The organism is Mycetocola miduiensis, assembly GCF_900115155.1.
Taxonomy (GTDB): Bacteria; Actinomycetota; Actinomycetes; order Actinomycetales; family Microbacteriaceae; genus Mycetocola_A; species Mycetocola_A miduiensis.
On sequence record NZ_FOVM01000009.1, the window covers coordinates 101,539 to 124,668 of the forward strand.

The 23,130-nt window shown below is 65.3% G+C and carries 24 protein-coding genes and 1 tRNA gene; 9 read left to right on the top strand and 16 right to left on the bottom strand.

The window, feature by feature from the left end:
- Positions 1-73: 73 nt before the first annotated feature.
- Entirely contained in the window at positions 74-511 is a 438-nt protein-coding gene (locus BM197_RS16370; RefSeq protein WP_177216847.1) for a hypothetical protein, read from the top strand.
- A 39-nt stretch (positions 512-550) separates the two neighbouring features.
- Here BM197_RS16370 and BM197_RS14235 read toward each other — a convergent pair whose 3' ends face one another.
- Complete coding sequence (locus tag BM197_RS14235; protein WP_090712691.1) at positions 551-1,609, bottom strand: LacI family DNA-binding transcriptional regulator; 1,059 nt, start codon at positions 1,607-1,609, stop codon at positions 551-553.
- Between the two features lie 225 nt (positions 1,610-1,834).
- Entirely contained in the window at positions 1,835-1,969 is a 135-nt protein-coding gene (locus BM197_RS16760) for a hypothetical protein (RefSeq protein WP_281247445.1), read from the bottom strand.
- A 124-nt stretch (positions 1,970-2,093) separates the two neighbouring features.
- On the opposite strand from BM197_RS16760, the gene BM197_RS16375 reads away from it, so the two are divergent.
- The 4 genes from BM197_RS16375 to BM197_RS14255 all read left to right on the top strand — a co-directional run bounded on the left by BM197_RS16375 (position 2,094) and on the right by BM197_RS14255 (position 5,219).
- A complete protein-coding gene (locus BM197_RS16375; protein WP_177216850.1) occupies positions 2,094-2,270 on the top strand; it encodes a hypothetical protein in 177 nt (58 codons plus the stop codon).
- Between the two features lie 167 nt (positions 2,271-2,437).
- Positions 2,438-3,895 (top strand): NADP-dependent phosphogluconate dehydrogenase, encoded by a 1,458-nt coding sequence (gene gndA, locus BM197_RS14245; RefSeq protein ID WP_090712693.1) that lies wholly within the window; start codon positions 2,438-2,440, stop codon positions 3,893-3,895.
- 153 nt (positions 3,896-4,048) lie between these two features.
- Positions 4,049-4,873, top strand: a complete 825-nt coding sequence (locus BM197_RS14250; RefSeq protein WP_090712695.1) for a CPBP family intramembrane glutamic endopeptidase — start codon at positions 4,049-4,051, stop codon at positions 4,871-4,873.
- Between the two features lie 103 nt (positions 4,874-4,976).
- Positions 4,977-5,219, top strand: coding sequence for a hypothetical protein (locus BM197_RS14255; protein WP_090712697.1), 243 nt, complete (start codon positions 4,977-4,979; stop codon positions 5,217-5,219).
- Between the two features lie 193 nt (positions 5,220-5,412).
- On the opposite strand, the gene BM197_RS14260 is transcribed toward BM197_RS14255, so the two are convergent.
- From BM197_RS14260 to BM197_RS14270, 3 genes are all read right to left on the bottom strand, one after another.
- Entirely contained in the window at positions 5,413-6,390 is a 978-nt protein-coding gene (locus tag BM197_RS14260) for a ribose-phosphate diphosphokinase (RefSeq protein WP_090712699.1), read from the bottom strand.
- A gap of 37 nt (positions 6,391-6,427) precedes the next feature.
- Positions 6,428-7,870 carry a bifunctional UDP-N-acetylglucosamine diphosphorylase/glucosamine-1-phosphate N-acetyltransferase GlmU gene (gene glmU, locus BM197_RS14265; RefSeq protein ID WP_090712701.1) on the bottom strand — a complete coding sequence of 481 codons (1,443 nt, stop codon included), beginning with the start codon at positions 7,868-7,870 and terminating at the stop codon, positions 6,428-6,430.
- A gap of 76 nt (positions 7,871-7,946) precedes the next feature.
- Positions 7,947-8,018: transfer RNA gene (locus BM197_RS14270), tRNA-Gln, on the bottom strand.
- Positions 8,019-8,096: 78 nt separating this feature from the next.
- Here BM197_RS14270 and BM197_RS14275 point away from each other — a divergent pair.
- Entirely contained in the window at positions 8,097-8,597 is a 501-nt protein-coding gene (locus BM197_RS14275) for a MarR family winged helix-turn-helix transcriptional regulator (RefSeq protein WP_090712702.1), read from the top strand.
- Positions 8,598-8,619: 22 nt separating this feature from the next.
- On the opposite strand, the gene BM197_RS14280 is transcribed toward BM197_RS14275, so the two are convergent.
- From BM197_RS14280 to BM197_RS14295, 4 genes are all read right to left on the bottom strand, one after another.
- The gene (locus tag BM197_RS14280) at positions 8,620-9,279 is read right to left on the bottom strand and encodes a methionine ABC transporter permease (RefSeq protein ID WP_090712704.1); all 660 of its coding nucleotides are present in this window, start codon (positions 9,277-9,279) and stop codon (positions 8,620-8,622) included.
- Positions 9,279-10,310, bottom strand: coding sequence for a methionine ABC transporter ATP-binding protein (locus BM197_RS14285; RefSeq protein WP_177216851.1), 1,032 nt, complete (start codon positions 10,308-10,310; stop codon positions 9,279-9,281). The genes BM197_RS14280 and BM197_RS14285 overlap by 1 nt, the downstream gene beginning before the upstream one ends.
- A 100-nt stretch (positions 10,311-10,410) precedes the next feature.
- Positions 10,411-11,316 (bottom strand): MetQ/NlpA family ABC transporter substrate-binding protein, encoded by a 906-nt coding sequence (locus BM197_RS14290; protein ID WP_245762555.1) that lies wholly within the window; start codon positions 11,314-11,316, stop codon positions 10,411-10,413.
- A gap of 406 nt (positions 11,317-11,722) precedes the next feature.
- On the bottom strand, positions 11,723-12,817 hold the full coding sequence (locus BM197_RS14295; RefSeq protein ID WP_090712706.1) for a fatty acid desaturase family protein: 1,095 nt from the start codon (positions 12,815-12,817) through the stop codon (positions 11,723-11,725).
- Between the two features lie 323 nt (positions 12,818-13,140).
- Here BM197_RS14295 and BM197_RS14300 point away from each other — a divergent pair, with 323 nt between their 5' ends.
- Complete coding sequence (locus BM197_RS14300; RefSeq protein ID WP_090712708.1) at positions 13,141-13,344, top strand: cold-shock protein; 204 nt, start codon at positions 13,141-13,143, stop codon at positions 13,342-13,344.
- A gap of 172 nt (positions 13,345-13,516) precedes the next feature.
- On the opposite strand, the gene BM197_RS14305 is transcribed toward BM197_RS14300, so the two are convergent.
- From BM197_RS14305 to rsmI, 7 genes are all read right to left on the bottom strand, one after another.
- Positions 13,517-15,325, bottom strand: coding sequence for an ABC-F family ATP-binding cassette domain-containing protein (locus BM197_RS14305; RefSeq protein WP_090712710.1), 1,809 nt, complete (start codon positions 15,323-15,325; stop codon positions 13,517-13,519).
- 38 nt (positions 15,326-15,363) lie between these two features.
- Positions 15,364-16,299, bottom strand: coding sequence for a 4-(cytidine 5'-diphospho)-2-C-methyl-D-erythritol kinase (locus tag BM197_RS14310; protein WP_090712712.1), 936 nt, complete (start codon positions 16,297-16,299; stop codon positions 15,364-15,366).
- Positions 16,300-16,308: 9 nt separating this feature from the next.
- Positions 16,309-16,845, bottom strand: coding sequence for a hypothetical protein (locus tag BM197_RS14315; protein WP_090712713.1), 537 nt, complete (start codon positions 16,843-16,845; stop codon positions 16,309-16,311).
- The gene (gene rsmA, locus BM197_RS14320; RefSeq protein ID WP_090712715.1) at positions 16,845-17,684 is read right to left on the bottom strand and encodes a 16S rRNA (adenine(1518)-N(6)/adenine(1519)-N(6))-dimethyltransferase RsmA; all 840 of its coding nucleotides are present in this window, start codon (positions 17,682-17,684) and stop codon (positions 16,845-16,847) included. Before rsmA ends, BM197_RS14315 begins: the two co-directional genes overlap by 1 nt.
- Positions 17,681-18,619 carry a TatD family hydrolase gene (locus BM197_RS14325; RefSeq protein WP_090712716.1) on the bottom strand — a complete coding sequence of 313 codons (939 nt, stop codon included), beginning with the start codon at positions 18,617-18,619 and terminating at the stop codon, positions 17,681-17,683. The genes rsmA and BM197_RS14325 overlap by 4 nt, the downstream gene beginning before the upstream one ends.
- A gap of 49 nt (positions 18,620-18,668) precedes the next feature.
- Complete coding sequence (metG, locus tag BM197_RS14330; protein WP_090712718.1) at positions 18,669-20,249, bottom strand: methionine--tRNA ligase; 1,581 nt, start codon at positions 20,247-20,249, stop codon at positions 18,669-18,671.
- A 102-nt stretch (positions 20,250-20,351) separates the two neighbouring features.
- Positions 20,352-21,170, bottom strand: a complete 819-nt coding sequence (gene rsmI, locus BM197_RS14335) for a 16S rRNA (cytidine(1402)-2'-O)-methyltransferase (RefSeq protein ID WP_090712720.1) — start codon at positions 21,168-21,170, stop codon at positions 20,352-20,354.
- A 59-nt stretch (positions 21,171-21,229) separates the two neighbouring features.
- On the opposite strand from rsmI, the gene BM197_RS14340 reads away from it, so the two are divergent.
- Both BM197_RS14340 and BM197_RS16665 read left to right on the top strand, forming a co-directional pair.
- The gene (locus BM197_RS14340; protein WP_245762556.1) at positions 21,230-22,879 is read left to right on the top strand and encodes a dolichyl-phosphate-mannose--protein mannosyltransferase; all 1,650 of its coding nucleotides are present in this window, start codon (positions 21,230-21,232) and stop codon (positions 22,877-22,879) included.
- On the top strand, positions 22,870-23,115 hold the full coding sequence (locus tag BM197_RS16665; protein WP_090712722.1) for a hypothetical protein: 246 nt from the start codon (positions 22,870-22,872) through the stop codon (positions 23,113-23,115). Before BM197_RS14340 ends, BM197_RS16665 begins: the two co-directional genes overlap by 10 nt.
- Positions 23,116-23,130: the final 15 nt, after the last annotated feature.

Here is a 23,130-nt window from a genome sequence, read left to right on the forward strand (position 1 = left end):
GTGGTGCGTCCCGCACCGGCCTGATGGCCTACGCCACGCTTCGGGCGAGTCTCTTCCCGAGCTCTTCGACAGCGTGCGTGAGAAGCACCTGCTCGACATCATCGCCGACCGCGCTCCCCTGCTCGGCCTCGAGCTGGGTGTTCACTGGATCCAGCGTGGCGGCCTCGATCCGGTAGCCACGATCGCGAAATACAGCGATCGCGTCGCAATGATTCACCTCAAGGACTATCGGATCGGGCTGATGCCCTACTCCGCTTTCGCATCCCTCGCCGCCGGCGATTTCGCTGCTTTCATGGCGGCATTCACCACGGTCGTGCAGTTCGCCGAGGTCGGTGAGGGCAACCTCGACTTCCGCGGAATCATAGAGCAGAGCCTCGCAAGCGATGCGAAGTACCTGCTGGTCGAGCAGGACGACTTTTATGGCCGGGATGTCTTCGACGACGAAGCTGTGCGGACCGCAGGCTCGGTCACAAACGGCTGTTCGCACCGATGCTCGGTCGCAAACGGCTGAACCTTTCGGCGAAGTCCAGCCGTTTTCGACCGGGCAGGTTCAGCGCTCGGCGGGACCGGTCGAACCGCGAACGATCAGCGACGTGACGATCGCCTCGTCATCGCCGGGCGCTGGAGCGTTCTCGGCGCCGAGTATCTCGAGCGCGAGACTGACGGCGCGCTCACCGGCGAGGGCGAGCGGGGTACGAACCGTTGTCAGCGCTGGCGACGTGAAGTCCGAGCCGAAGATGTCGTCGAACCCGATGACGCTCAGCCGGCCAGGCACCTCGATTCCCTGCTCAGCTGCGGCCCGGAGCAGGCCGATCGCCATCAGGTCGTTGTAGGCGACAACAGCGGTGACACCAGCGGCGAGAACCCGCGCGAGCGCCGCACGGCCTCCGTCGAGGGTCGGCACACCCGGGCCGATTTCCGCGATCGACATCCCGTGGGAGAGAGCGTTCTCGAGCAGTGCGGACCAACAGGTGGCTCTCATCCATGAATTCGCCGGCCCGGACAGGTAGGCAATGCTCGTGTGGCCAAAAGATGCGAGGTAAGCGACGGCCTCCTCGATACCGGGTGAGACGTCGGGCAGGATACTCGACACCCCCTGCCCGTCCCGGTTGATCAGGACGAGGGTCTTGGAGTCAGCGAGCCGCTGGATCCGCTCGTCGCTGAGACGGGTCGTCCCGAGGATGAGGCCGTCGACGGAGGGCTGGATGCGTTCCGCCGTTGAGGCCTCGATCTCCCCCGACTCCTGGGACTCCGCGATCACGAGCGTGTAGCCCTGCTGAGCTGCAGCATGCTCAGCGCCGCGGACGATACCGAAGATCATCGGGTTGGTGATGTCGGCGAGCAGCAGCCCGAGCGTGTTGGTCCGTCCGGTGGGCAGCGCCCTCGCCATCGGGTTGAGCCGGTAATTCAGCTCTTTCGCCGCGGCGTGGATTCGTTCTGCGGTTTTGATGTTGATGCGACCGGGCTGGCTGAGCGCACGCGAAACGGTCGACGGATTCACCCCGGCGAGTCTCGCGACGTCGTAGATCGTCGGGGCAGATTTGCCACCTCGCGGCCCGCGGGCGCGCGACGTCAATGCGGGCTCTGCGGCTACGGCGTCGCTCGACATGTTGATACTCCTCCGGGCGTTCGCACGCCCTCTGCAGTCGGCCGTGACGGCCTGGCCCCAAGAAATCGCACCTTGTTCTCGCCAATCACGCCGCAACACCGGCCTGGACGTCCTGCTCCCGCTGTGCGGCCAGAAGCCTGAGCCGGTTGGCCCGCCCTGCTCCTGACGGTCCGGGTCGGGAGGGACCGGACGAAAAATCCGGCTGTGGAAGCGGGCGAAGCGTGATTAGTTTCGTACGGGGAATGTACCCTCGTCGGCGATGCGCGAGTTCGGCTCGGCCAGGAACTCGTCCTCATCGAAGTTGAGCGAGACATCCTGCCCCGTCCATGCCGAGAGGTGGATGGCGTTGGCCAGGCGCACACCCTTGATGCCGTCCGAACCGGGAGCAAGCCAGGACGCGCCGTCGAGGATGTTGGCGGCGAAGTTCTCGAGAACGCCGGCGTGCTGGGCGCCCCACGGGGAATCGAACTCGATCGTCTCCTGCGTGTACAGCTCCTCGACGTTGAGCTGGCCCGAAGAGCTTCATAAGACGATGATTCATGCGCACGCCCCGAGCCGCGATGCGATCTCGGCGGCCGTCGAGAAGATCCAGGGCCTCTCCGGGTTCACCGGAACGTTCAACGAGAACGTCTGGTGTGACACGTTCGGAACCCGGCTGTAATCGCGGCGGCGCCGTCGTCACGTGGGGAACCGGACCTGCCCGGTTTGCTAGCGTGTACACGAAGCCCCAGGTGCGACTTTGCGCGCTTTGCCCCATTGTCTTCGCTCCTCTTCGTGAGGACTGCCCGACTTCTGACCGCTGACCGCTGACCACAAGAGGAGACCTCCATGGCGGATACAACCAAGGCCCAGGCCAACATCGGCGTCGTCGGATTGGCGGTGATGGGCTCGAACCTGGCCCGCAACCTCGCCAGCCGCGAAGGAAACACCGTGGCGGTGTACAACCGCTCATGGGAGAAGACGAACACCCTTATCACCGAGCACCCCGAAGCCGGGTTCATCGCGTCGGAGAAGATCGAGGACTTCGTCGCCTCGCTGCAGAAGCCGCGCACGGCGATCATCATGGTTCAGGCCGGGAAGGGCACCGATGCCGTCATCGACCAGCTGACCGAGTTGTTCGAACCGGGTGACATCATCGTCGACGGCGGCAACGCACTCTTCACCGACACGATCCGCCGCGAGAAGGCCGTCCGTGAGACGGGCATCAACTTCGTCGGCGCCGGTATCTCCGGTGGCGAAGAGGGCGCACTCAAGGGCCCGTCGATCATGCCCGGCGGGTCAGCTGAGGCGTACCAGACGCTCGGCCCCATCCTCTCCTCGATCGCGGCCGTCGCAGAAGGCGAGCCCTGTGTCACCCACATCGGCACCGACGGGGCCGGCCACTTCGTCAAGATGATCCACAACGGCATCGAATACGCTGACATGCAGCTGATCGCGGAGGCGTACGACCTCATCCGCCGTGGCACCGGAAAGTCGCCGGCCGAAATCGCCGAGGTCTTCGCCGAGTGGAACCGCGGCGAGCTCGAGAGCTACCTCATCGAGATCACCGCCGAGGTCCTCCGCCAGGTCGACGCGAAGACCGGAAAGCCCCTCGTCGACGTCATCGTCGACCAGGCCGGCTCCAAGGGCACAGGCGTCTGGACCGTTCAGACCGCCCTCAACCTCGGCACCCCGGTTTCCGGCATTGCCGAGGCCGTCTTCGCTCGTGGACTCTCCTCGCACCCTGAGCAGCGCGCAGCGGCAATCGGTCTCCCCGGGCCGAGCGACGAGTGGACCGTCGACGACAAGGATGCCTTCATCGAAGACGTCCGGCTCGCGCTCTACGCGTCGAAGATCGTCGCATACTCGCAGGGCTTCGACGCCATCGCCGCTGGAGCAGACGAGCACGGCTGGAACATCGACCTCGGAGCGGTGTCGAAGATCTGGCGCGGCGGCTGCATCATCCGCGCCCAGTTCCTCAACCGGATCGCTGACTCATACGCCGAAGTTCCCGACCTCAAGCTCCTCCTCTCGGCACCGTACTTCGCTGATGCGATGTCGAAGGCGCAGGATGCCTGGCGCCGCGTGGTCGTCGCGTCGGCCCAGTCCGGCATCCCCGCTCCTGCGTTCTCGTCGTCGCTGTCGTACTACGACGGGCTGCGGGCCGAGCGTCTGCCTGCGGCACTCGTGCAGGGCCAGCGTGACTTCTTCGGTGCGCACACCTACAAGCGGGTCGACGCTGAGGGCACGTTCCACACGCTCTGGTCAGGCGACCGCAGCGAGGTCCAGGCCGTCGACAGCCACTAGCACGTCACGACGACGCCCTGTCGGATGCCTTCGGGCGCCCGGCAGGGCGTTTTGGGGCCGCGGCCGGATCGCCCGCGAGCGCCGGAATCCGCGCCAGCCTCCATGCCCGGGGGCCGGTAGGCTCGAAGTATCCCCCGCCTCCCGGAAGGTCCCATGACTACGAACCTCTCGACCCAGACGGCCACCCACCGGTTGATCAGCTGGAACCTCCTGCCGGGGTTGCTGCTCGCCGCATCAGGTTTCCTGCTTTTCGGTGTGCACTGGCGCCCGGGCGGTTACCTCGTCCTCGCCGCGGCCCTCGTCGCCGCCGCGATCGTCAACCGTGCCCTCGCGAAAGACCTTCTGCTCATCGCCGCCGGGCTGGGGATCATCAGTCTCGTCCAGATCAATACGGACATCTCATGGGAACACATGATCATCATGGGGATCGCCCTCGGCGCCGCCGTGCTGGTCCCCTACCTGACCTCACGCTTCGTCTACCGCGACCACGCCATCCGGTTCCCCGTGGCCACCGGCCAGCGCTGGACGAAGGTCGAGTGGTGGTACCTCATCGCCGTCGTCGTCCTCGGCTGGATCCTGCTGCCGGTCTACATGATCCCAACCGATGTCTACCAGAATTGGCCAGCGGCGACCGCTCCCGACGAAATCGCCCGCCTGTTCCTCGGAACCAACGCGCTCGGCATCTGGGATGAACTGTTTTTCATCTGCACCTGCTTCACGCTTCTGCGCAGGCACTTCCCCGACTGGCAGGCTAACCTGATCCAGGCCGTGCTGTTCACCTCGTTCCTCTGGGAACTCGGCTTCCACGCGTGGGGGCCGTTGCTCATCTTCCCGTTCGCACTCGTCCAGGGCTGGATCTTCAAGCAGACGAAGTCACTGTCGTACATCGTCAGTGTCCACCTGCTGTTCGACTTCGTCCTCTTCCTCGTGCTGCTGCATGCGCACAACCCCGAGTGGCTCGCCATCTTCCTCTACTGAGCCGGCGCGCCACGGCGACGGCACAACTGGGAATCGACCCCACCCGCCCGGACTTTCCCCCTGGCAGGGCACAATGGGAGACCAACAGTGAAGGAGATCACAAATGACTGACGACCGCACTCAGGACGCTCCCGTCGAGGACCAGCACCCGCAGCCCATCGATGACAAGGTGGCGGGGATTCTCGTGCAGGAAGAAGCCGACCTGGCCGGCCATGATCAGGCCGAGATTCTCGAGGCTCTTCGGCAGCGATTCGCGGACGCCGGGATCGCGATCTCCGAGGACGAACTGCTTGAACAGAGCGTCAGAATCGCAGGGGCCGACGGGGGCGATTTCTCCGACCGGTGAGATCACGGGTTCGAAAACTGTCAAGCCCCTGTACAGGGGCAGTCTTCGAACTTAACCTCAGAATTAGAAGATCCTTCCCCGAGTTGCCCCGCTTAGGTGCTAGTGAGAGCACCCGGACGACGGGATATTCCGGAGGGTCTTTGAGGGCGGGATAGTCGGGATATCCCGCCCTCTCTTATGCCCGGATCGCGACCTACGCGGCGCCGTCGAACATGCTCGTAACAGAGCCGTCCTCGAACACCTCGCGGATGGCGCGGCCGAGCAAGGGTGCGATCGGCAGAACCATGAGGCTCGGGAAGCGCTTGTCTTCTGGCACCGGCAGGGTGTCTGTGACCACGACCGAGTCGATGAAGTCGCTCTGCAGGATGTCGGTCGCCGGGTCACTGAAGACCGCGTGCGTCGCCGCGACGACGACACCGAGGGCGCCGGCCGCTTTGAGCGCTTCGGCGGCGCGGACGATCGTGCGGCCGGTGTCGATGAGGTCGTCGACGAGCAGGCACACGCGTCCTTCGACTTGTCCGACGATCTCGTGAACCGAGACCTGATTCGGCACAAGCGGGTCACGGCGTTTGTGGATGATCGCCAGCGGAACGCCGAGCTTGTCGCTCCAGATGTCGGCGACACGGACACGGCCCATGTCCGGCGAGACGACAGTGAGCGTTTCAGGGTCGAGCTTCTCACGGAAGTGGTTCAGCAGCACCGGCATCGCGAAGAGATGGTCGACGGGGCCGTCGAAGAAGCCCTGGATCTGTGCGGCGTGGAGATCTACAGACATGATCCGGTCCGCGCCGGCGACCTTGAACAGGTCGGCGACGAGGCGGGCCGAGATCGGCTCACGTCCGCGGCCCTTCTTGTCCTGACGGGCGTACGGGTAGAACGGGGCGACCACGGTGATGCGCTTGGCGGATGCGCGCTTGAGGGCATCCACCATGATGAGTTGCTCCATCAACCACTCATTGATCGGAGCGGTGTGCGACTGGATGACGAACGCGTCGCTTCCGCGCACGCTTTCGTCGAAGCGGGCGTACAGCTCGCCGTTCGCGAAGGTGCGCGCATCGGTTGGCACGAGTTCTGAGCCGAGCTCTGCAGCGATGTCGAGCGCCAGTTGCGGGTGCGCCCTCCCTGACACGAGGACCAGTCGTTTCTCTCCGCTGCTTTTGATGCCCGACACGAGCCCTGCTTCCTGCCGATACTGTCGGCGTTAGTGCTTAGTTTTCTTCGGGGGACGTGTGCTGTGCCCGAGCCGCGGCTTCTGCTGCGGCCGTGCCAGGACGGTGAGATTGGGTCCAACCGTCCATGTTCCGCTGGGGGGCGACGTTGATCGCCAGCGCTCCGGCCGGTACGTCCTTTCGGACGACTGTTCCCGCTCCGGTGTACGCCCCGTCGCCAATCCTAACCGGAGCGACGAAGACGCCGTGCGATCCGGTTCGCACATGTGAACCGACGACGGACGAGTGCTTCTTCACACCGTCGTAATTGGCGAAGATGCTCCCGGCGCCGATGTTGGACTCTTCGCCGATCTCCGCATCTCCGACATACGACAGGTGCGGGACTTTGCTCCCCGTCCCGATGCGGGCGTTCTTGGTCTCAACGAAGGCACCGATCTTGCCGTCGGCTCCCAGAACGGTCCCGGGCCGCAGGTATGAAAACGGCCCGACGGATGCTCCAGCGCCGATGACGGCGAGAGTCGCGTCGGTGCGTTTCACTTCGGCGCCTTCGCCTACCTCACAGTCGACGAGGGTGGTGTCCGGGCCGATCACGGCACCGGTTTCGACGGCGGTTGCCCCGAGCAACTGGGTCCCTGGCTTCACCGTCACATCCGGGGCGAGGCTGACCTTAAGGTCGATCCAGGTCGATGCGGGGTCCTGGATCGTCACACCGGCCATCTGCCAGCCGCGGACGATGAGCGCGTTCAGACGGTGGGCCTGTGCGCTCAGCTGCGCGCGGTCGTTGACTCCCTCGACCAGCCACGGCTCGGCGACCGGAATCGCCGCGACGTCGCCACCCGAGGCGCGGAGCAATTCGACCACATCGGTGAGGTACTTCTCGCCCTGCGCGTTGTCGGTCGTGAGATTCGCGAGCTGCGCCCGAAGGGACCCGAGCGTGAAGAGATAGACGCCGGCGTTGATCTCCCGAACCGCTCGCTCCGTTTCCGAAGCATCCTTTTGTTCAACGATGCGGTCGAGCCCGCCGGACTCCCCACGGATGATGCGGCCATAGCCCGTGGCGTCGTCGAGGACGGCGGAGAGCAGCGTCGCAGCGGTTTGTGCTTCCCTGTGGCTGGCGACGAGCGAGGACAGGGTACCCGCGTCGAGGAGAGGGACATCGCCGTTCACGACGAGGACGTCGCCGTCGAAGTTCGCTGGGAGAGCATCGACGGCCTGCTCGACGGCCCGACCGGTGCCGGGGACCTCGTCCTGGTCGACGATGATGCTGTCGGGCAGTTCTGCGGTGATGACCTCGACGAGGCGGTCGCGTTCGTGGCGCACGACAGCGACGACATGGGCAGCATCCAGAGCACGAGCCGTTGCCAGGACGTGGCCGACGAGCGGCACACCCGCGATCGGGTGAAGCAGCTTCGGGGTCGAAGACTTCATCCGCGTCCCCTGGCCGGCGGCCAGGATCACGATGGCAAGGTTGTTGTCTGGCACGAGTCTCCCCAAGAATCCGATCGGGCGAACTGCCCCTGGTCGTTCCGGTCGCCCGGGCAGAAACCTGGGCCTTCCGCTCCGCCTCCAGGACTCGAACCTGGACCGAACAACTCCAAAGGTTGCCGTGCTGCCATTACACTAAGGCGGACCGCACTCGCGTGCAGTAGTCCAGTCTGCCAGATAGTTGCCGCACCCAGAGCCGACGCGTCGCCGCCATAATGGACGCATGCCTGAAGTTCACGACGAAGTCGACCGCATCGTCGGGGCCTGGCAGCGCGAGCGTCCCGACCTCAACTTCGCCCCGTTGCAGGTGCTTTCGCGGGTCGGGCGGCTGACCCGGCACCTCGACCGCGCCCGCCGCACGGCTTTCACCCGCTCGAAACTCGAATCATGGGAATTCGATGTGCTCAGCGCACTCCGGCGAGCGGGCGAGCCGTACACCCTCAGCCCCAAGCAACTGCTCCAGCAGACCCTGGTCTCCAGCGGAACGATGACCAACCGGATCGACCGGCTCGTGGCATCCGGCCTCGTCGAACGCAAGGCCGACCCGGGCGACGGGCGCGGCATCCTCGTGGTGATGACCCTGACGGGGCTCACTCGGGTGGACGCCGCGATCACCCGCCTCGTCGACGCTGAAGCCGACATGCTGGCGGCCCTGTCGCCCGCCGATCAGCAGAAGCTCGCCGGCCTGCTCCGGAAGCTCAGTATGGGCTTCGACCAGAGCTGAACCGCACGGAGCAGAGCGGCAGCTAACGCCGCATGATCCTCCTGGCCAGGGCGTTCCCGAAGAACTGGATCAGCTGGACGAACAGGATGACGACGAGTACAGCCGCCCAGGTGACGGCCGGGTTGAACTGCCTGTAGCCGTACTGGATCGCGAAGTTACCGATGCCGCCGCCGCCAATGTAGCCGCCGACTGCTGACATGTCCACGAGAACGATCAACACGAACGTGTAGCCGAGGATCAGCGGCCCGAGTGCCTCAGGCAGCAGCACGGTGCGGATAATCCGGAACGGCCCGGCTCCCGCCGCCCGTGCAGCTTCGATCACACCTGGCGAGACGGTGAGCAGGTTCTGCTCAACGATGCGGCTGATGCCGAATGCGGCGCCGATCGAGATGGCGAAGATGAGCGCACCGTTGCCGATGCCTGTGCCGAGGACGGCGCGCGCCAGCGGCTGGATGGCGGCGATAAAGATGATGAACGGGATCGGCCGGAAGATGTTCACGAGGACGTTGATCACCGTGAACGCGAACCGGTTCTCGAGGATCGAGCCCGGGCGGGTAACGTACAGGCCGAGCCCGATGAAGAGACCGGCGATGCCACCGAAGAGCAGGCTCGCCGCGACGATGTAAAGCGTCTCCCACGCGGCTTCACCGAGCAGGGGCAGAAGGTCGATGAGCTTGTCCATTACCTGCTCACCTCCGTCACTTCTGAGTGGGTGGCTATTCGGGCGAGAACGGAGTCGATGGCCGCGTCATCCCCGGTCAGCGCCAGGGTCAGGTGCCCGAACGCCCGGCCGCGGATGTCGTTGATTCCGCCGTACACGAGCTCGAAGCGGATGCCTGCAGCGGCGAGGTCGAGGAACACCTGCGCCTGCGAGGCGTTGCCGTCACGGAATGAGAAAGTGACGATCCGTCCCTCATGGCGGGCTTTGAGCGTGGCGACCTCGACCGGCGAGGGGATTCCCTGCACAACGGTCGAGACGAACCGCGCGCTGGCAGCGTTCTCGGGCTGGGAGAAGACGTCGAAGACGTCCCCGCGTTCGACGATGCGCCCGCCGTCCATGACAGCGACCTTCGTCGCCAAGCTGCGGATGACGTCCATCTCGTGGGTGATGAGGATGATGGTGACGCCGAGCTCACGGTTGACCCGGGCAAGCAGTGAGAGGACCTCGCTCGTGGTCTCGGGGTCGAGGGCGCTCGTCGCCTCGTCCGCCAGCAGCAGCGAGGGCGACGTGGCGAGAGCCCTGGCGATGCCCACCCGCTGCTTCTGGCCGCCCGAGAGCTGGTCCGGGTAGTTCTTCGCCTTGTCGCTCAACCCGACAAACGCGAGCATTTCCGCGACGCGGGCGGTGACCTCGGCCGAAGATCGTCCGGCGACTTCCAGCGGGTACGCGACGTTGCGGGCAACGGTCTTCGAGTTGAAGAGGTTGAACTGCTGGAAAATCATCCCGATGTCACCACGGACGGCACGCATCGACCGCTCGGGCAACGAGGTGATCTCGGTGCCGTTGACGACGATGCTGCCTGATGTGGCCTTCTCGAGCCCGTTCACCAGGCGCACGAGTGTGGACTTTCCTGCGCCGGAGTAGCCGATGATGCCGTATACGTCACCCCGCTCAACTTCGAGGGTCACGCCGTCGATCGCGACGACCGGGGCGCCGCCCTTCTGGGCCGACGGGTACGACTTTACGACATCCGTCATGCTGACGATGCTCACGGGGATTCCTCTCTCGATTCCCTCAACAGGCCGCGGCGCGAACAGGCGCCGGAGCATCCGCTCCGGCGCCTCTCCGCCTGGTGGCGCTTCGACGTGGGACTTAGCCCTGCTCGGCGATCTGCTCCTGAACGGTCTTGAGCGACTCGAGGAGGTCATCCACCGGAGTCTTCACCATCACGGCGGTGCCGCCCGCGTTCTCGACGACACCATCGGTGACCGCCTTCGAGTCCTGGTAGATCTCGACGAGCTTCTTGTAGGTCTCATTGTCGGCATCCTCGGAACGGGCCGCGAAAATGTTGACGTACGGGAGAGCGTTGGGGTCGGACGGGTCGTCCTGCGCGATGGCATCGGATGCCTCGAGGCCCGAGTCGGTGATGAAGTCGTTGTTGATGATCGCAGCCGCGACATCCGGCAGCGACGTCGCCGTGAGGGTCGGGTCGAGCTCGGTTACCGTGACGCGGGACTTCGCCTCGTCGATCTCGGCCGAGGTGGAGTAGATGCTGCCACCGCCCTTGAGGGTGATGAGGTCAGCGGACTGCAGAACGAGGAGCGCGCGAGCGAGGTTGCTCGGGTCGTTCGGCACAGCGACGGTCGCACCGTCGGGGATGTCCTCGACGCTCTCGTACTGGGTCGAGTACAAGCCCAGCGGGTAGATCGCGGTCGCGCCGATCGGCACGAGGTCCTGGTTGTTAGCCTCGTTGTAATCAGCCAGGTAGATGATGTGCTGGAACTGGTTGAGGTCGATCTCACCCTCGGCGAGAGCCGGGTTGGGCTGGTTGTAGTCGGAGAAGTCGACGATTTCGACGTCGATGCCTTCGTCGGCTGCCGCGTCGACGTAGGTCTCCCAGTAGGGGTCGCTGGCGCCGACAACACCGATGCGGACCGTCTCGTTGTCAGCGGCTTCGCCTGCGGTGCCGGCGTTTCCCGCGCACCCGACGAGCAGCGCGGCGAGCGGCACGACGGCCAGTGAGGCCAGGATGCTCTTCTTCAGGGATGACTTCTTCACTGTGAATTCCTTCTTCTTGCGCTGGGCGTGCCGGTTGCGTGGCGTGCGGGCGCAGCACAAACGCCGGAATTTTCCGAGTGGAAAGAAATTTTCCGAGTGGAAGGAAGGGGGAGGCTGCGCCCGCGTCAGCGCAGGCACAGAGTCAAAAGTAGCTGGGAAATCTTTCGATTGCGAAGTGACCCCTCACACAGCGTCACAGATAATCCGACTTAAGGAGCGCTCTTGCTCATAATCTTCGATTTGTCGTCCTCTGGCGAAACCGGCGCCCTTCACGCGCGGCTGTCGTCGTATTCTCCTGCAATTCCGGGACATTGGCGAAACGTCGACTGGCCTGGCAGCAGCAGCGACGATAACAACGAAGCGCCCGGTCTCTCGACCGGGCGCTTCATCGAACGTGGGTGTCAGGTCACGGCCGACGGAACTGGTTGACCATCGGGCAGTCGAACGGGTCACGTGCAGACAGACCGACGCGGTTGAGGTAGTCGACGACGATCGCGTACGAGCGCACGAGGGTGGTCTCGGTGTAGGTGACGCCGATGGTGTTGCAGTGCTCGATCACGATCTCGCGCGCGCGCTTGAGGTGCGGGCGAGGCATGCTCGGGAAGAGGTGGTGCTCGATCTGGTAGTTGAGCCCGCCCATGAAGTAGCTCATTCCCCGGCCACGGATGTTCCGGCTGGTGAGAACCTGCTTCGACAGGAAGTCAACCTTCGCGCCTTCGGCGATGAGTGGCATCCCCTTGTGGTTTGGCGCGAACGAGGCGCCCATGTAGACACCGAACACGGCCATCTGCACGCCGAGGAAGGCGAACGCCATGCCGACCGGGAGGAAGGTGAAGAGGATGGCGAGGTAGATGCTGAGGCGCAGGCCGATGAGGGTGAACTCGAGCCAGCGCTTGTCGACGTTCTCGGTCGTGAACAGCGTCAGGATGGAGCGGAAGTGGAGGTTGATCCCTTCCAGCGTCAGCAGGGGAAAGAACAGGTAGCCCTGGCGCCGGGTGATGAAGGCGAGCAGCCCCTTGGCTTTCGCGGCATCCTCCTCCTTGAACGAGATCGTGTCGATCTCGATGTCCGGGTCCTTGCCGACCGTGTTGGGGTTGGCGTGGTGGCGGGTGTGCTTTGTCATCCACCAGGCGTAGCTGATGCCGACAACGCCGTCGGCGAGGATGCGGCCGAGGCGGTCGTTGGCTGGACCCGACTCGAAGATCTGCCGGTGGGAGGCTTCGTGGGCGACGAACGCGACCTGGGTGAGGATGAGGCCGAGGCCGGCTGCGATGAGCAACTGGAACCAGGAGTCCCCCAACAGGATGAAGCCTGTAGCGAGGCCGCCGAGCGCAAGCGCCAGGGCGGTGAGGACGAGCATGTAGAAACCGGTGCGGCGTTGAAGAAGACCCGCCTCGCGAACGGTTTTCAGTAAGGCAGCGAATGTTGTCGTCGGATTGTCAAGTCCGTCGATTCGCGCGGTGGTTTTGCGTACAGGGCCAAGGGTCGCTGTGACAGTCATGGCACCTCCAAAAGGTTGAGCCCGACTTCCCAGCCGTGATGAAAACGAGCATGCGCTCGGGATGTTTCAGAGACTACGTGACTACATATTCCCTAAGGCGATTACAGTACGCGATACGGCATATACTGGGCCGATTTTTAAAATCGCTTGCATCTGGCCGGGGTGTGAGTTAGTGTTGGCAGCGCAGTAGTAGTGTTACGCAGTGATTGATTTACGGCGGTTCCTTCATCTGAAGAGCCGCCGTTTCTTGTAGGAGCGGACAGGTACGCCGCATTTGGGATGACGACAGTCGTCATCCACGCAAGACTCCTAAGGAGATCATCATGGCAACAGGAACAGTCAAGTGGTTCAACGCAGAAAAAGGCTTCGGATTCATCGCTCCCGATGACGGAAGCGCTGACGTTTTCGCTCACTTCTCGGCTATCGCTTCCAGCGGCTTCCGCTCGCTCGAAGAGAACCAGAAGGTTGAATTCGAAACCGCAACGGGCCCCAAGGGCCTGCAGGCAGAGAACATCCGCCCGCTGTAACTAAAACTATTACTCCGTCAGCCTCGGCTGACCATGTAATTCTTTGAGAGTCGGCCTTCACGGGAAACCGTGGAGGCCGACTCTTTTTTAAGCGAGAAGCCAGAAGGGCTCCCTGCGGCGTCCGAAACGCCAGGCAGAGAGCCCCTCCTGATATCTCGTGCCAGTGCGCGGGTTATTCGAGAAGCTCGGACAGTTCGAGCCAGCGGGTCTCGAGCGCGACGAGGTCGGATTCCAGGCCCTGCAGTCGCTCGCTCAGTTCGCCCAGTCCGACATAGTCATCCTGGTCATGGGTGGCGAGGAGCTCATGCGTGTCGACGATCCGCTGGCGCATCTTCTCGATCTTGCGGTCGGTCGACGCGATCTCCTTCTGAGCGTTTCTGAGCTCGGCTCCACCGAGCTTGGGCGACGCAGGAGCTGCTTTCTCGGCGGCGAGCGGTGCGATCAGCGGTGCGGCACCCTGCCCTGAGCGGAGCGTGAGGTATTCGTCGACGCCACCGGGGAGGTGCCGAAGGTGTCCGTCGAGTACGGCGTACTGCTGGTCGGTGACTCGCTCGACGAGGTACCGGTCGTGCGAGACGACGAGCAGGGTGCCCGGCCACGAGTCGAGCAGATCCTCGATCGCCGCGAGCATGTCGGTGTCGAGGTCGTTGGTGGGCTCGTCGAGGATGAGGACGTTCGGCTCGTCGAGCAGGATGAGCAGCAGCTGCAGCCGGCGGCGCTGGCCACCGGAGAGGTCCTTGACCGGAGTGGAGAGTTGGGCACTCGTGAAACCGAGCCGTTCGAGCATCTGCCCCGGCGTCATCTCCTTGTCGCCGGTGACGTACGACGTCTTCTGCATGCCGACGACGGTGGACACCCGTTCGTGCTCGATCTCCTTGAGCTCGTCGAGTTGCTGGGTGAGGCTGGCGATTTTCACGGTCTTGCCGCGTTTGACCCGGCCGGAGGTCGGAGTGACCGTCCCCGTGACGAGGCCGAGCAGCGTCGACTTGCCCGCTCCGTTGACGCCGAGGATCGCGGTGCGCTCCCCCGGCGCGATCCGCCATTCGATGTCCTTCAGAACGGTCTTCGTCCCCGTCGCTGACTCCGGGTCCGGGTACACAACGCCCGCGTCGAGCAGGTCGACGACATCCTTGCCCAGCCGGGAGGTGGCCATCTGCGCGAGCGCGACAGCGTTGCGTGGTTCCGGTTCGTTCGCGATCAGCTCGTAGGCGGCATCCATACGGAACTTCGGTTTGGTGGTTCTAGCCGGAGCACCGCGGCGGAGCCATGCCAGTTCCTTGCGCATGAGGTTCTGGCGCTTGGCCTCGCTCGCCGCCGCCATCCGGTCGCGTTCGACCCGCTGCAGGATGTACGCGGCGTACCCGCCCTCGAACGGCTCTATCAGCCGATCGTGTACTTCCCAGGTCGCCGTGCAGACCTCGTCCAGGAACCACCGGTCGTGAGTGACGACGATGAGGCCGCCGTTCGACGGCGACCACCGCTTCTTCAGGTGGGATGCCAGCCAGGCGATGCCCTCGACGTCGAGGTGGTTGGTGGGCTCGTCGAGGAACAGGACATCCCAGTCTCCGACGAGGAGGGCGGCGAGGGCGACACGGCGACGCTGGCCGCCGGACAGCGATCCGATCGTGGCATGCCACGGGATGTCCTGGATCAGACCGCCGATGACGTCACGGATGAGGGCGCTTCCCGCCCACTCGTGGTCGGCGGCATCCCCGACGATCGCCTGGGAGACGACGAGGTCGTCCGGTTGCTCGTCGCGCTGGTCGAGCATGCCGATGGTGACGCCGCGGCGGCGGGTGACGCGGCCGCCGTCCGGCTCGATCCGTCCGGCGAGGAGCGACAGGAGGGTCGATTTGCCGTCGCCGTTCCGCCCGACGACGCCGATTCGGTCGCCTTCGTTCACCCCGGCAGTCACAGAGTCGAAGATCACACGGGTCGGGTATTCGAGGTGGAGCTGTTCCGCTCCGAGAAGATGGGCCACCTCCCCAGCCTAAGCGCCGGCGAAGGCCCGAACCGCCATCAGTCGTGCAGGAGCCGTGCCCCGTGCACCGGCCCGGTGACCCTGATCACGTGAAGGCGTGACGCGCTGAGGCTCACCTGCAGGTCAAGGGCGGTGTCGGCATCCGGCGCGAGGAACGCGACGGTCGGGCCGGAGCCGGAGACGATTCCGGCCAGGGCGCCCATCTGCTCGCCGAGTTCGAGGATGGTCCCGAGCCCCGGCGCAAGGTGAAGGGCGGCAGCCTGAAGGTCGTTGTGGAGGGCCTCGGCGAGCTGCCTGGCGTCACCGGCGCGGAGCGCCTGAAGCACCTCAGCGTCGACGGTCGGCTGGGCCACCGCCGGGAAGATGTCCTGCGCGTGCCGTTCCCGGTGGGCGTCGAGTGCCCGGTACACGTCAGGGGTCGACATCCCGAACTCGGCGATGGCGAGCACCCAGTGAAAGGTGCCTTTCGCGAGCGCGGGGCTGAGCCGGTCGCCTTTGCCTGTACCGATCGCCGTTCCACCGGTGAGAGCGAACGGTACGTCTGCACCGAGCTTGCCGGCCATCGCCAGAAGCTCATCGCGCGACATCTCGGTGCCCCACAGTGCATCGCAGGCGAGCAGGGTGGCCGCGGCGTCGGCCGAACCGCCGCCCATCCCCCCGGCGATGGGCACATGCTTCTCGATTTCGAGGCGCACTCCACGACGGTAACCGGACTTGCGGGCCAGCATCCGTGCCGCTTTGATGGCCAGGTTGCTGCCGTCCACCGAAAGCGACGAGGTGTCGATCGGCCCAGAGAAGGTCACAGAGAAGTCAGGGGCTGGATAGGCGCGGACGTCTTCGTACAGAGATACGGCCTGGAACGCCGTCGCGAGGTCGTGGTACCCGTCCTCCATCAGCTCGCCGACTTTGAGGAAGACGTTGATCTTCCCCGGCGCCCTTGCGTGTGCGAAAGTCGGTGCCAGCGGAGCGGTCATGCAACCAACCTAACGCAGGGCAGGAGGCAGTGCGCCCCGCAGGAACTCCTTCGCCGGGTGCATGCTACTCTCCGACGCCAGACCGACGTGGCTGAGCGCAACGGTTGTCTTTTCTCCCGACGTTGGCCACACGCTCGCCGTTACGGCACTTCCGTCGTGGAGCTTCCACCGGGCACTGCAGTACCTGCCGCCTGAGTTGACCGACGCCGCCGGCAGGTCGAGGGCTGCTGAAACGGATGCCACTGTCTGGGCGAGAGCATCCTCCTGGCCCACGGGCAGGCGACGGGACACCGTAACTTCGAAACTGCCATCGGCTCGCTGCCCGGGGCGGCGACGTCCGCTGTGCTGCTCGAAGTCGACGGTGATGTTCTGCGCCCACCACGGGCCCACGCCGTGCTCGGCGACGAGCCAGGCCGCGATGACCGTGTGGTTCCACTGAACGGCGCGTGCATTCTCCAGGGTCTCCCGCCAGCTGGCGCGGCTCCGCCCCGTCGCGGCCAGAACGGATGCGTCGCCGATGCTGTCACTCAGCCGGGAGACCACCATCACGAAGACCCGACCTGGCGGGCGATGCGGAGGAAGTCGTGCACGGTGAGCTCTTCTCCGCGTGCCGTCGGCGCGACACCCGCCGCTGTCATGGCATCCGTCGCCGCTGCCGACCCGCCGAGCAGCTGCCCAAGGGACTGTCGCAGCATCTTCCGCCGCTGCTGAAAGGCGGCGTCGACGATGCTGAAGGTGAGCACGCGCTCCTCTTCCGTCCCGATCGCCTCCTCGCGCCGGTCGAAGCCGACGAGGACGGAGTCAACGTTCGGCACCGGCCAGAACACCTGGCGGCTCACCGTTCCCGCGGTTCGCCAGGTGCCGTACCAGCTGGCCTTGACGCTTGGGCTGCCATAGATCTTCGATCCGGGTTCGGCCGCGAGGCGGTGCCCGACCTCGGCCTGGACCATCACGACACCGGCGCGGATCGATTCGAAGTGCTCGAGCAGGTGCAAGAGGACCGGGACCGAGATGTTGTACGGCAGGTTCGCGACGAGCCGCGTCGGGTCGCCGGGAAGTTCCATGATCCTCATCGCGTCGGCGCTCACGACGGTGAGCGGGGCACCTGGCTGCAGCAGTTCGACGGTTCTCGGCAGCTGTTCGGCGAGGCGGTGGTCGATTTCCACGGCGACGACGCTCGCCCCCGCTTCGAGCAGCCCGAGGGTGAGCGAGCCCAGCCCGGGGCCGACTTCGACGACGTGCTCGCCCTCTGCCACCTTCGCGACTTTGACGATGCGGCGCACGGTGTTCGCGTCGACGACGAAGTTCTGGCCGAGTTTCTTCGTCGGCTGGACGTCGAGCAAATCGGCGAGGTCACGGATTTCTGCGGGGCCGAGGAGGCTCATTCGCCATCTTTCTGAGGAGGGGTGTCGTACGGGTCCGGCGGGGAGGTGACCGGGTCCTCGTCCCAGTGGCCGTACACGTACTCGGTGTTCGAGGAGATCTGTGCCGCGAGCATCGACGGGTCCGTGCCGAGATGTGCCGCGATCGCGCGGACCGTGTGCGGAAGCAGATATGGCGCGTTCGGCTGGCCGCGGTGAGGCATCGGCGTCAGGTACGGTGCATCGGTTTCAAGCAGCAGCAGGTTCCGTGGCGCCACGTCGAGCGCGTCACGGAGGTTCTGGGCGTTCTTGAACGTCGCCGTGCCCGCGAAAGACATGAACCATCCGTTGTCGGCACACTCCCGGGCAAGTTCCGCGTCGCCGGAGAAGCAGTGGAACACCGTCCGTTCGGGGGCACCGACGCGGCGGAGCGTCTCGAGTACGTCGGCGTGGGCGTCGCGGTCGTGGATCTGCAATGCGAGGTTGTGCTCTTTCGCCATCCGGATGTGCGCCTCGAATGCGCGCTGCTGCGCCTCGCGGCCCTCCGGCCCGGTGCGGAAATAATCGAGACCGGTCTCGCCGATCGCACGCACCCGCGGTCGGGCGGCCAGCTCGTCGATGACCGCGAGGGCGTCGTCGAGGGTGCCGTCAGCATCGAGTCTCGGGGCTTCGTTGGGATGGATCGCAACAGCGGCGAGCATCCTCGGCTCGATTGCCGCAGTCTCGGCGCTCCAGATCGACGACTCGACATCCGTACCCACCTGCACGATCCCGCGCACGCCGACGCTCGACGCGCGGTCGAGGTGTTCACGGTAGTCGAGTGCTCCCCCATCGGCGACGGGGCGGCCCGAGCCGACCGACGGGTCCAGGTGGGTGTGGTTGTCGTACACCGGTACGAGCAACGCCTCAGGAAGCGGGGGGTACCGAAGTTCCTGGCGCTCAGAAGCGGAGTTCGTCATGGTCTCGACGGTACCCCACTTGCGGGCCGGCGACGCGGCATCCGCCCGGTCAGTTGACGGTGCTCTCGATGCGCGGGAACAGCGCCTCAAGCGCGGAGACCTGCGTACCGGCCGGGAGCTGGCCCCATACTCCGGCCTCCCGAAGCGGCTGAGCCTCCAGCGCGCCGAGCGCGTCAGCGGCACCAAGGGAGGTCCACAGGCGAGCGGTGGCTTCGGGGAGAACCGGTGAGAGCAGAACAGCGAGGGCGCGCAGCCCGTCGAGCGCCGTGTACAGCACAGTGCCGAGACGCTCGCGGTTGGCCTCGTCTTTCGAGAGCGCCCACGGCTCCTGGTCGGTGATGTACCCGTTGAGCTCGTCGACGATCCGCCAGATCGCCGCGAGGGCGTCGTGGATGGCGAGCTTCTCGATCGACGCGTTCGCGAGGTCGGCTGCCGTCGACACGACAGCGTGGATGAGCAGTTCCCCGTCCGTCCGCTCGCCCTCTGCAGGAACCACACCGTCGAAGTAGCGGGTGACCATGGCGGTGACGCGCGACGCCAGGTTGCCGAAACCGTTGGCGAGTTCTGACTGGTACCGGGCAGACAGGTCTTCCCAGCTGAACGATCCGTCCTGCCCGAAAGCGATGGCTCGCATGAAGTAGTAGCGGAACGCGTCGGAGCCGAATGTGTCGGTGATCTCGGTCGGTGCTATTCCGGTGAGCTTCGACTTGGACATCTTCTCGCCGCCGACGAGGAGCCAGCCGTGGCCGAAGATCTGCTTGGGCACCTCGAGGCCGGCGGCGAGGAGCATCGCCGGCCAGATGACGGCGTGGAACCGGAGGATGTCCTTGCCAACGATGTGGGTGGCCGGCCACCGGCGTGCGAATTCCTCTTCGTCCTGGCCATAGCCGATCGCGGTCACGTAGTTGAGGAGCGCGTCGAACCAGACGTAGACCACGTGCGAGTCGTCCCATGGAACTTTGACTCCCCAGTCGAAGCTGGAGCGGGAGATCGACAGGTCGGAGAGGCCCTGCTTGACGAACTGGATGACCTCGTTGCGGGCCGACTCGGGCTGAATGAAGTCGGGGCGCTCGTCGTAGAGGGCGAGCAGCCGGTCGGTGAAGTCGCTCATCCGGAAGAAGTAGTTTTTCTCCTGCAGCAGTTCGAGCGGCTTCGAGTGGATCGCGCACACTTTCTGGCCTTCGAACGGACCGGTGCCGTCGACGATCTCGGACTGCGGCTTGAACTCCTCACATCCGACGCAGTACAGCGCTTCGTATTCACCGGAGTACACGTACCCGGCGTCGAACAGCCGCTGCAGGAACAGCTGCACGTTCGTCTCGTGGCGTTCGTCGGTGGTCCGGATGAAGTCGTCGTTCTGGATGTTGATGGTCTGAAGCAGCGGCTTCCACGCCTCGGTGACGAGCTTGTCAGCCCATTTCTGCGGCGTCGTGCCGTTGGCGGTCGCCGTGCGGAGGATCTTCTCACCGTGCTCGTCGGTCCCGGTCAGCGACCAGGTGTCGTCGCCGGCCTGGCGGTGCCAGCGCGCGAGGACGTCTGCGGCCACCTCCGTGTAGGCGTGACCGATGTGGGGCGCATCATTCACGTAGAAGATGGGCGTGGTGATGTAGAACGACTTACCGCTGGCCATGGACTCAATCCTATGGCCGAGCCGTGCAGGGTTACGCCGCCCGCCAGTTGCCCGGTTGGCGGGTTGCGCGCGTGCAGCACTCGGCAATGCGGGGAACCCGCGTCAGTTTTTGACCGCTAGCGCCGCCTGGTACAGCTCCCGCTTGCTCAGCCCCGTCGCTTCAGAGACCTGCGCTGTCGCCTCCTTCAGCCGCTCCCCCGCCCTCACGAGTTCGAGGACCTGGACGACGCCGTCGTGCAGGTTGACCTCACGTTTCTCGGCGCCGGCAATGACGAGGCAGATTTCACCACGGACGCCGGCCTCCGCCCACTCGGCCAGCTCGGCGGCGGTGCCGCGCTTGACCTCTTCGAACATCTTGGTCAGTTCGCGGCAGACGACGACCCTGCGGTCGTTCCCGAGAACGGATGCCGCGTCGGCGAGCGATGCGGCCAGGCGGTTCGGCGACTCGAAGAAGACCATGGTGCGGCGTTCGTGTTCGAGCTGCCGGAAGGCCTGCACACGATCCCCGTGCTTTCGCGGCAGGAAACCCTCGAACGTGAACCGGTCGGTCGGCAGGCCGGAGACGGCGAGCGCCGTGATCACCGCGCTCGGGCCGGGCAGGACGGAAACCTCGATCCCGGCCTCGACCGCAGCGACGACAAGGTGATACCCGGGGTCCGACACGGTCGGCATCCCGGCGTCGCTGAGAACGAGCAGGTCGCTGTCCCGGGCGAGCTCGAGCAGTTCGGCCGACTTCTCCCGCTCGTTGTGCTCGTGCAGGCTGACCAGCCGGGGTTTGTGGGTGATTCCAAGCCCCTTGAGCAGCTTCACCGTCGTCCTGGTGTCTTCAGCGGCGACGACCTCGGCGGTGCTTAGTGCGTCGACGAGGCGTTTCGACGCGTCCCCGAGGTTTCCGATCGGTGTCGCTGCGAGGATAATCATGGCCTTAGTCTCCCACTCCGCCCCCCGTGCGACCCCGCGCCGGTGGCTAGCATGGCAGGGTGTCCACCCCGAATCGCGATCCGTTCGCCCTTGTCGTGTCAGGCGACCCGGCTGGGGAGTCCACGTCGCCCGGCGACGACACGGTGCAGCGCGGCTCACGGCTGGACGAACTGTCGGCGCGGATGCTGTCGACGCCACGGCGACGCCTGGCCTGGTATTGGGGCGCCCCGCTGTTCGTGGCCATCCTCGCCGGCATCCTGCGCATCTGGAACCTTGGTCACCCGCACACCCTCGTGTTCGATGAGACCTTCTATGTCAAGGATGCCTGGACGCTCCTGTCGAACGGGTACGAGTCGGCCTGGCCGGAGAACGCGGATGAAGCGTTCAACCGCGGCGAAACGTCCGGGTTCCTCGACGACCCGTCCTATGTCGTGCACCCTCCGCTCGGCAAGTGGCTGATCGCACTGGGGATGGCCGCGTTCGGCCCCGGTGACAGTTTCGGCTGGAGGATCTCCACCGCGATCGTCGGAACCCTCGCCGTCGTCGCGATCATGCTCATCGCGCGGAAGCTCTTCGCGTCGACCCTCCTCGCCGTTCTCGCCGGCTTCCTCCTTGCCATCGACGGACAGGCGATCGTGATGTCACGCGTGGCCGTTCTCGACAACTCGGTGATGCTGTTCGCGCTCCTCGGCTTCGGTTGTGTCCTGCTCGATCGCGAACGGCACGAACGCATTCTCGGCGAGCGCCTGGCGACCGCCCGTGCGGCAGGCACGGACCCGTCGTGGGGACCGGTTCTGTGGTGGCGACCGTGGGTGCTCGCCGCCGGTCTCTCATTCGGGCTGGCGTCGAGCGTGAAGTGGAGCGGCCTGTACTTTCTAGCCGCGTTCGGCCTGTACCTCGTCGTCGTTGACGCGCTTGCCCGGCGCCGGCTGGGCCTGCCGCTGTGGACGAGCGCCGCCGTCCTCAAGCAGGGCCCGGCGACGTTCCTCCTCTTCGTTCCGCCTGCGCTCGTCGTGTACCTGGTGAGTTGGACAAGCTGGTTCGTCAGCGACAACGGCTACTACCGGCACTGGGCCGATCAGGCGTCGAACGCGTGGACGGGAGTGTTCTCCTGGGTGCCGACGGCGTGGCAGAGCTTCATCTTCTACCAGCAGTCGATCTACAACTTCCATGTCGGGCTGAAGGCGCCGCACCCGTATTCCGCCGATCCGCTGAGCTGGCTGGTCATGACGCGGCCGACGAGCATGTGGTACGCGTCCCCTGGGGTTGGCACCGATGGCTGCGCCGCCGAACCGTGCTCGCAGGCCATCACGTCGATCGCGAACCCGCTGATTTGGTGGGCCGCCGTCGCCGCCCTGTTCTACCTCCTGTACCGCCTCGCCCGGTACCACGAGTGGCGGGTAGGACTGATCCTCATGGGTACGGTGGCTGGCTACCTCCCCTGGCTGCTCTACACCGATCGGACGGTGTTCCAGTTCTATACGATCGTGTTCCTGCCGTACCTGATCCTCGGCCTCGTCTTCTGCATCGGCCTCCTGCTCGGCTCACCGAATGACGAACGCTGGCGGCGAAGCCGCGGAATCTCCCTGACGGTCGTTTTCGTGGTCGCCTCGGCCGCGATCACCGCGTTCTGGTACCCGCTCTGGTCGGCGACGACGGTGCCGTACTGGTTCTGGATGCTGCATTCCTGGTTGCCGACGTGGGTGTGACGGCGGTATCGACCGCGCCGTCGGTCTGGCGTTCCCGGGCGCCCGGCCTCGTCCTCGCGGCCGGCGCAGTCCTCATCGCCGTTGCGCTCGTCGTGAAGCTGACGCGCGTCCTCATGCTGGCGCCGATCGTCGCTGTCGCCGGCATCGTCGAACGGCGGCGGAATGTTTCTGGCGGGTTGCTCGCCTGGCTCCTCATCGCCGCCCTCGCCCTGGCGGCCGTGCTCCTCTTCGGCTGAGCAGTGCTTCACAGT

Bases quoted from the DNA above. Each gene is read 5' to 3' on its own strand.
- BM197_RS14300 (WP_090712708.1), top strand. From the start codon at position 13,141: ATGGCAACAGGAACAGTCAAGTGGTTCAACGCAGAAAAAGGCTTCGGA.
- gndA (WP_090712693.1), top strand. From the start codon at position 2,438: ATGGCGGATACAACCAAGGCCCAGGCCAACATCGGCGTCGTCGGATTG.
- BM197_RS14315 (WP_090712713.1), bottom strand. From the start codon at position 16,845: ATGGTGGTCTCCCGGCTGAGTGACAGCATCGGCGACGCATCCGTTCTG.
- rsmA (WP_090712715.1), bottom strand. From the start codon at position 17,684: ATGAGCCTCCTCGGCCCCGCAGAAATCCGTGACCTCGCCGATTTGCTC.
- BM197_RS14280 (WP_090712704.1), bottom strand. From the start codon at position 9,279: ATGGACAAGCTCATCGACCTTCTGCCCCTGCTCGGTGAAGCCGCGTGG.
- rsmI (WP_090712720.1), bottom strand. From the start codon at position 21,170: ATGATTATCCTCGCAGCGACACCGATCGGAAACCTCGGGGACGCGTCG.
- BM197_RS14325 (WP_090712716.1), bottom strand. From the start codon at position 18,619: ATGACGAACTCCGCTTCTGAGCGCCAGGAACTTCGGTACCCCCCGCTT.
- BM197_RS14295 (WP_090712706.1), bottom strand. From the start codon at position 12,817: ATGACTGTCACAGCGACCCTTGGCCCTGTACGCAAAACCACCGCGCGA.
- BM197_RS14250 (WP_090712695.1), top strand. From the start codon at position 4,049: ATGACTACGAACCTCTCGACCCAGACGGCCACCCACCGGTTGATCAGC.
- BM197_RS14255 (WP_090712697.1), top strand. From the start codon at position 4,977: ATGACTGACGACCGCACTCAGGACGCTCCCGTCGAGGACCAGCACCCG.
- metG (WP_090712718.1), bottom strand. From the start codon at position 20,249: ATGGCCAGCGGTAAGTCGTTCTACATCACCACGCCCATCTTCTACGTG.
- BM197_RS14275 (WP_090712702.1), top strand. From the start codon at position 8,097: ATGCCTGAAGTTCACGACGAAGTCGACCGCATCGTCGGGGCCTGGCAG.
- BM197_RS14310 (WP_090712712.1), bottom strand. From the start codon at position 16,299: ATGACCGCTCCGCTGGCACCGACTTTCGCACACGCAAGGGCGCCGGGG.
- BM197_RS14235 (WP_090712691.1), bottom strand. From the start codon at position 1,609: ATGTCGAGCGACGCCGTAGCCGCAGAGCCCGCATTGACGTCGCGCGCC.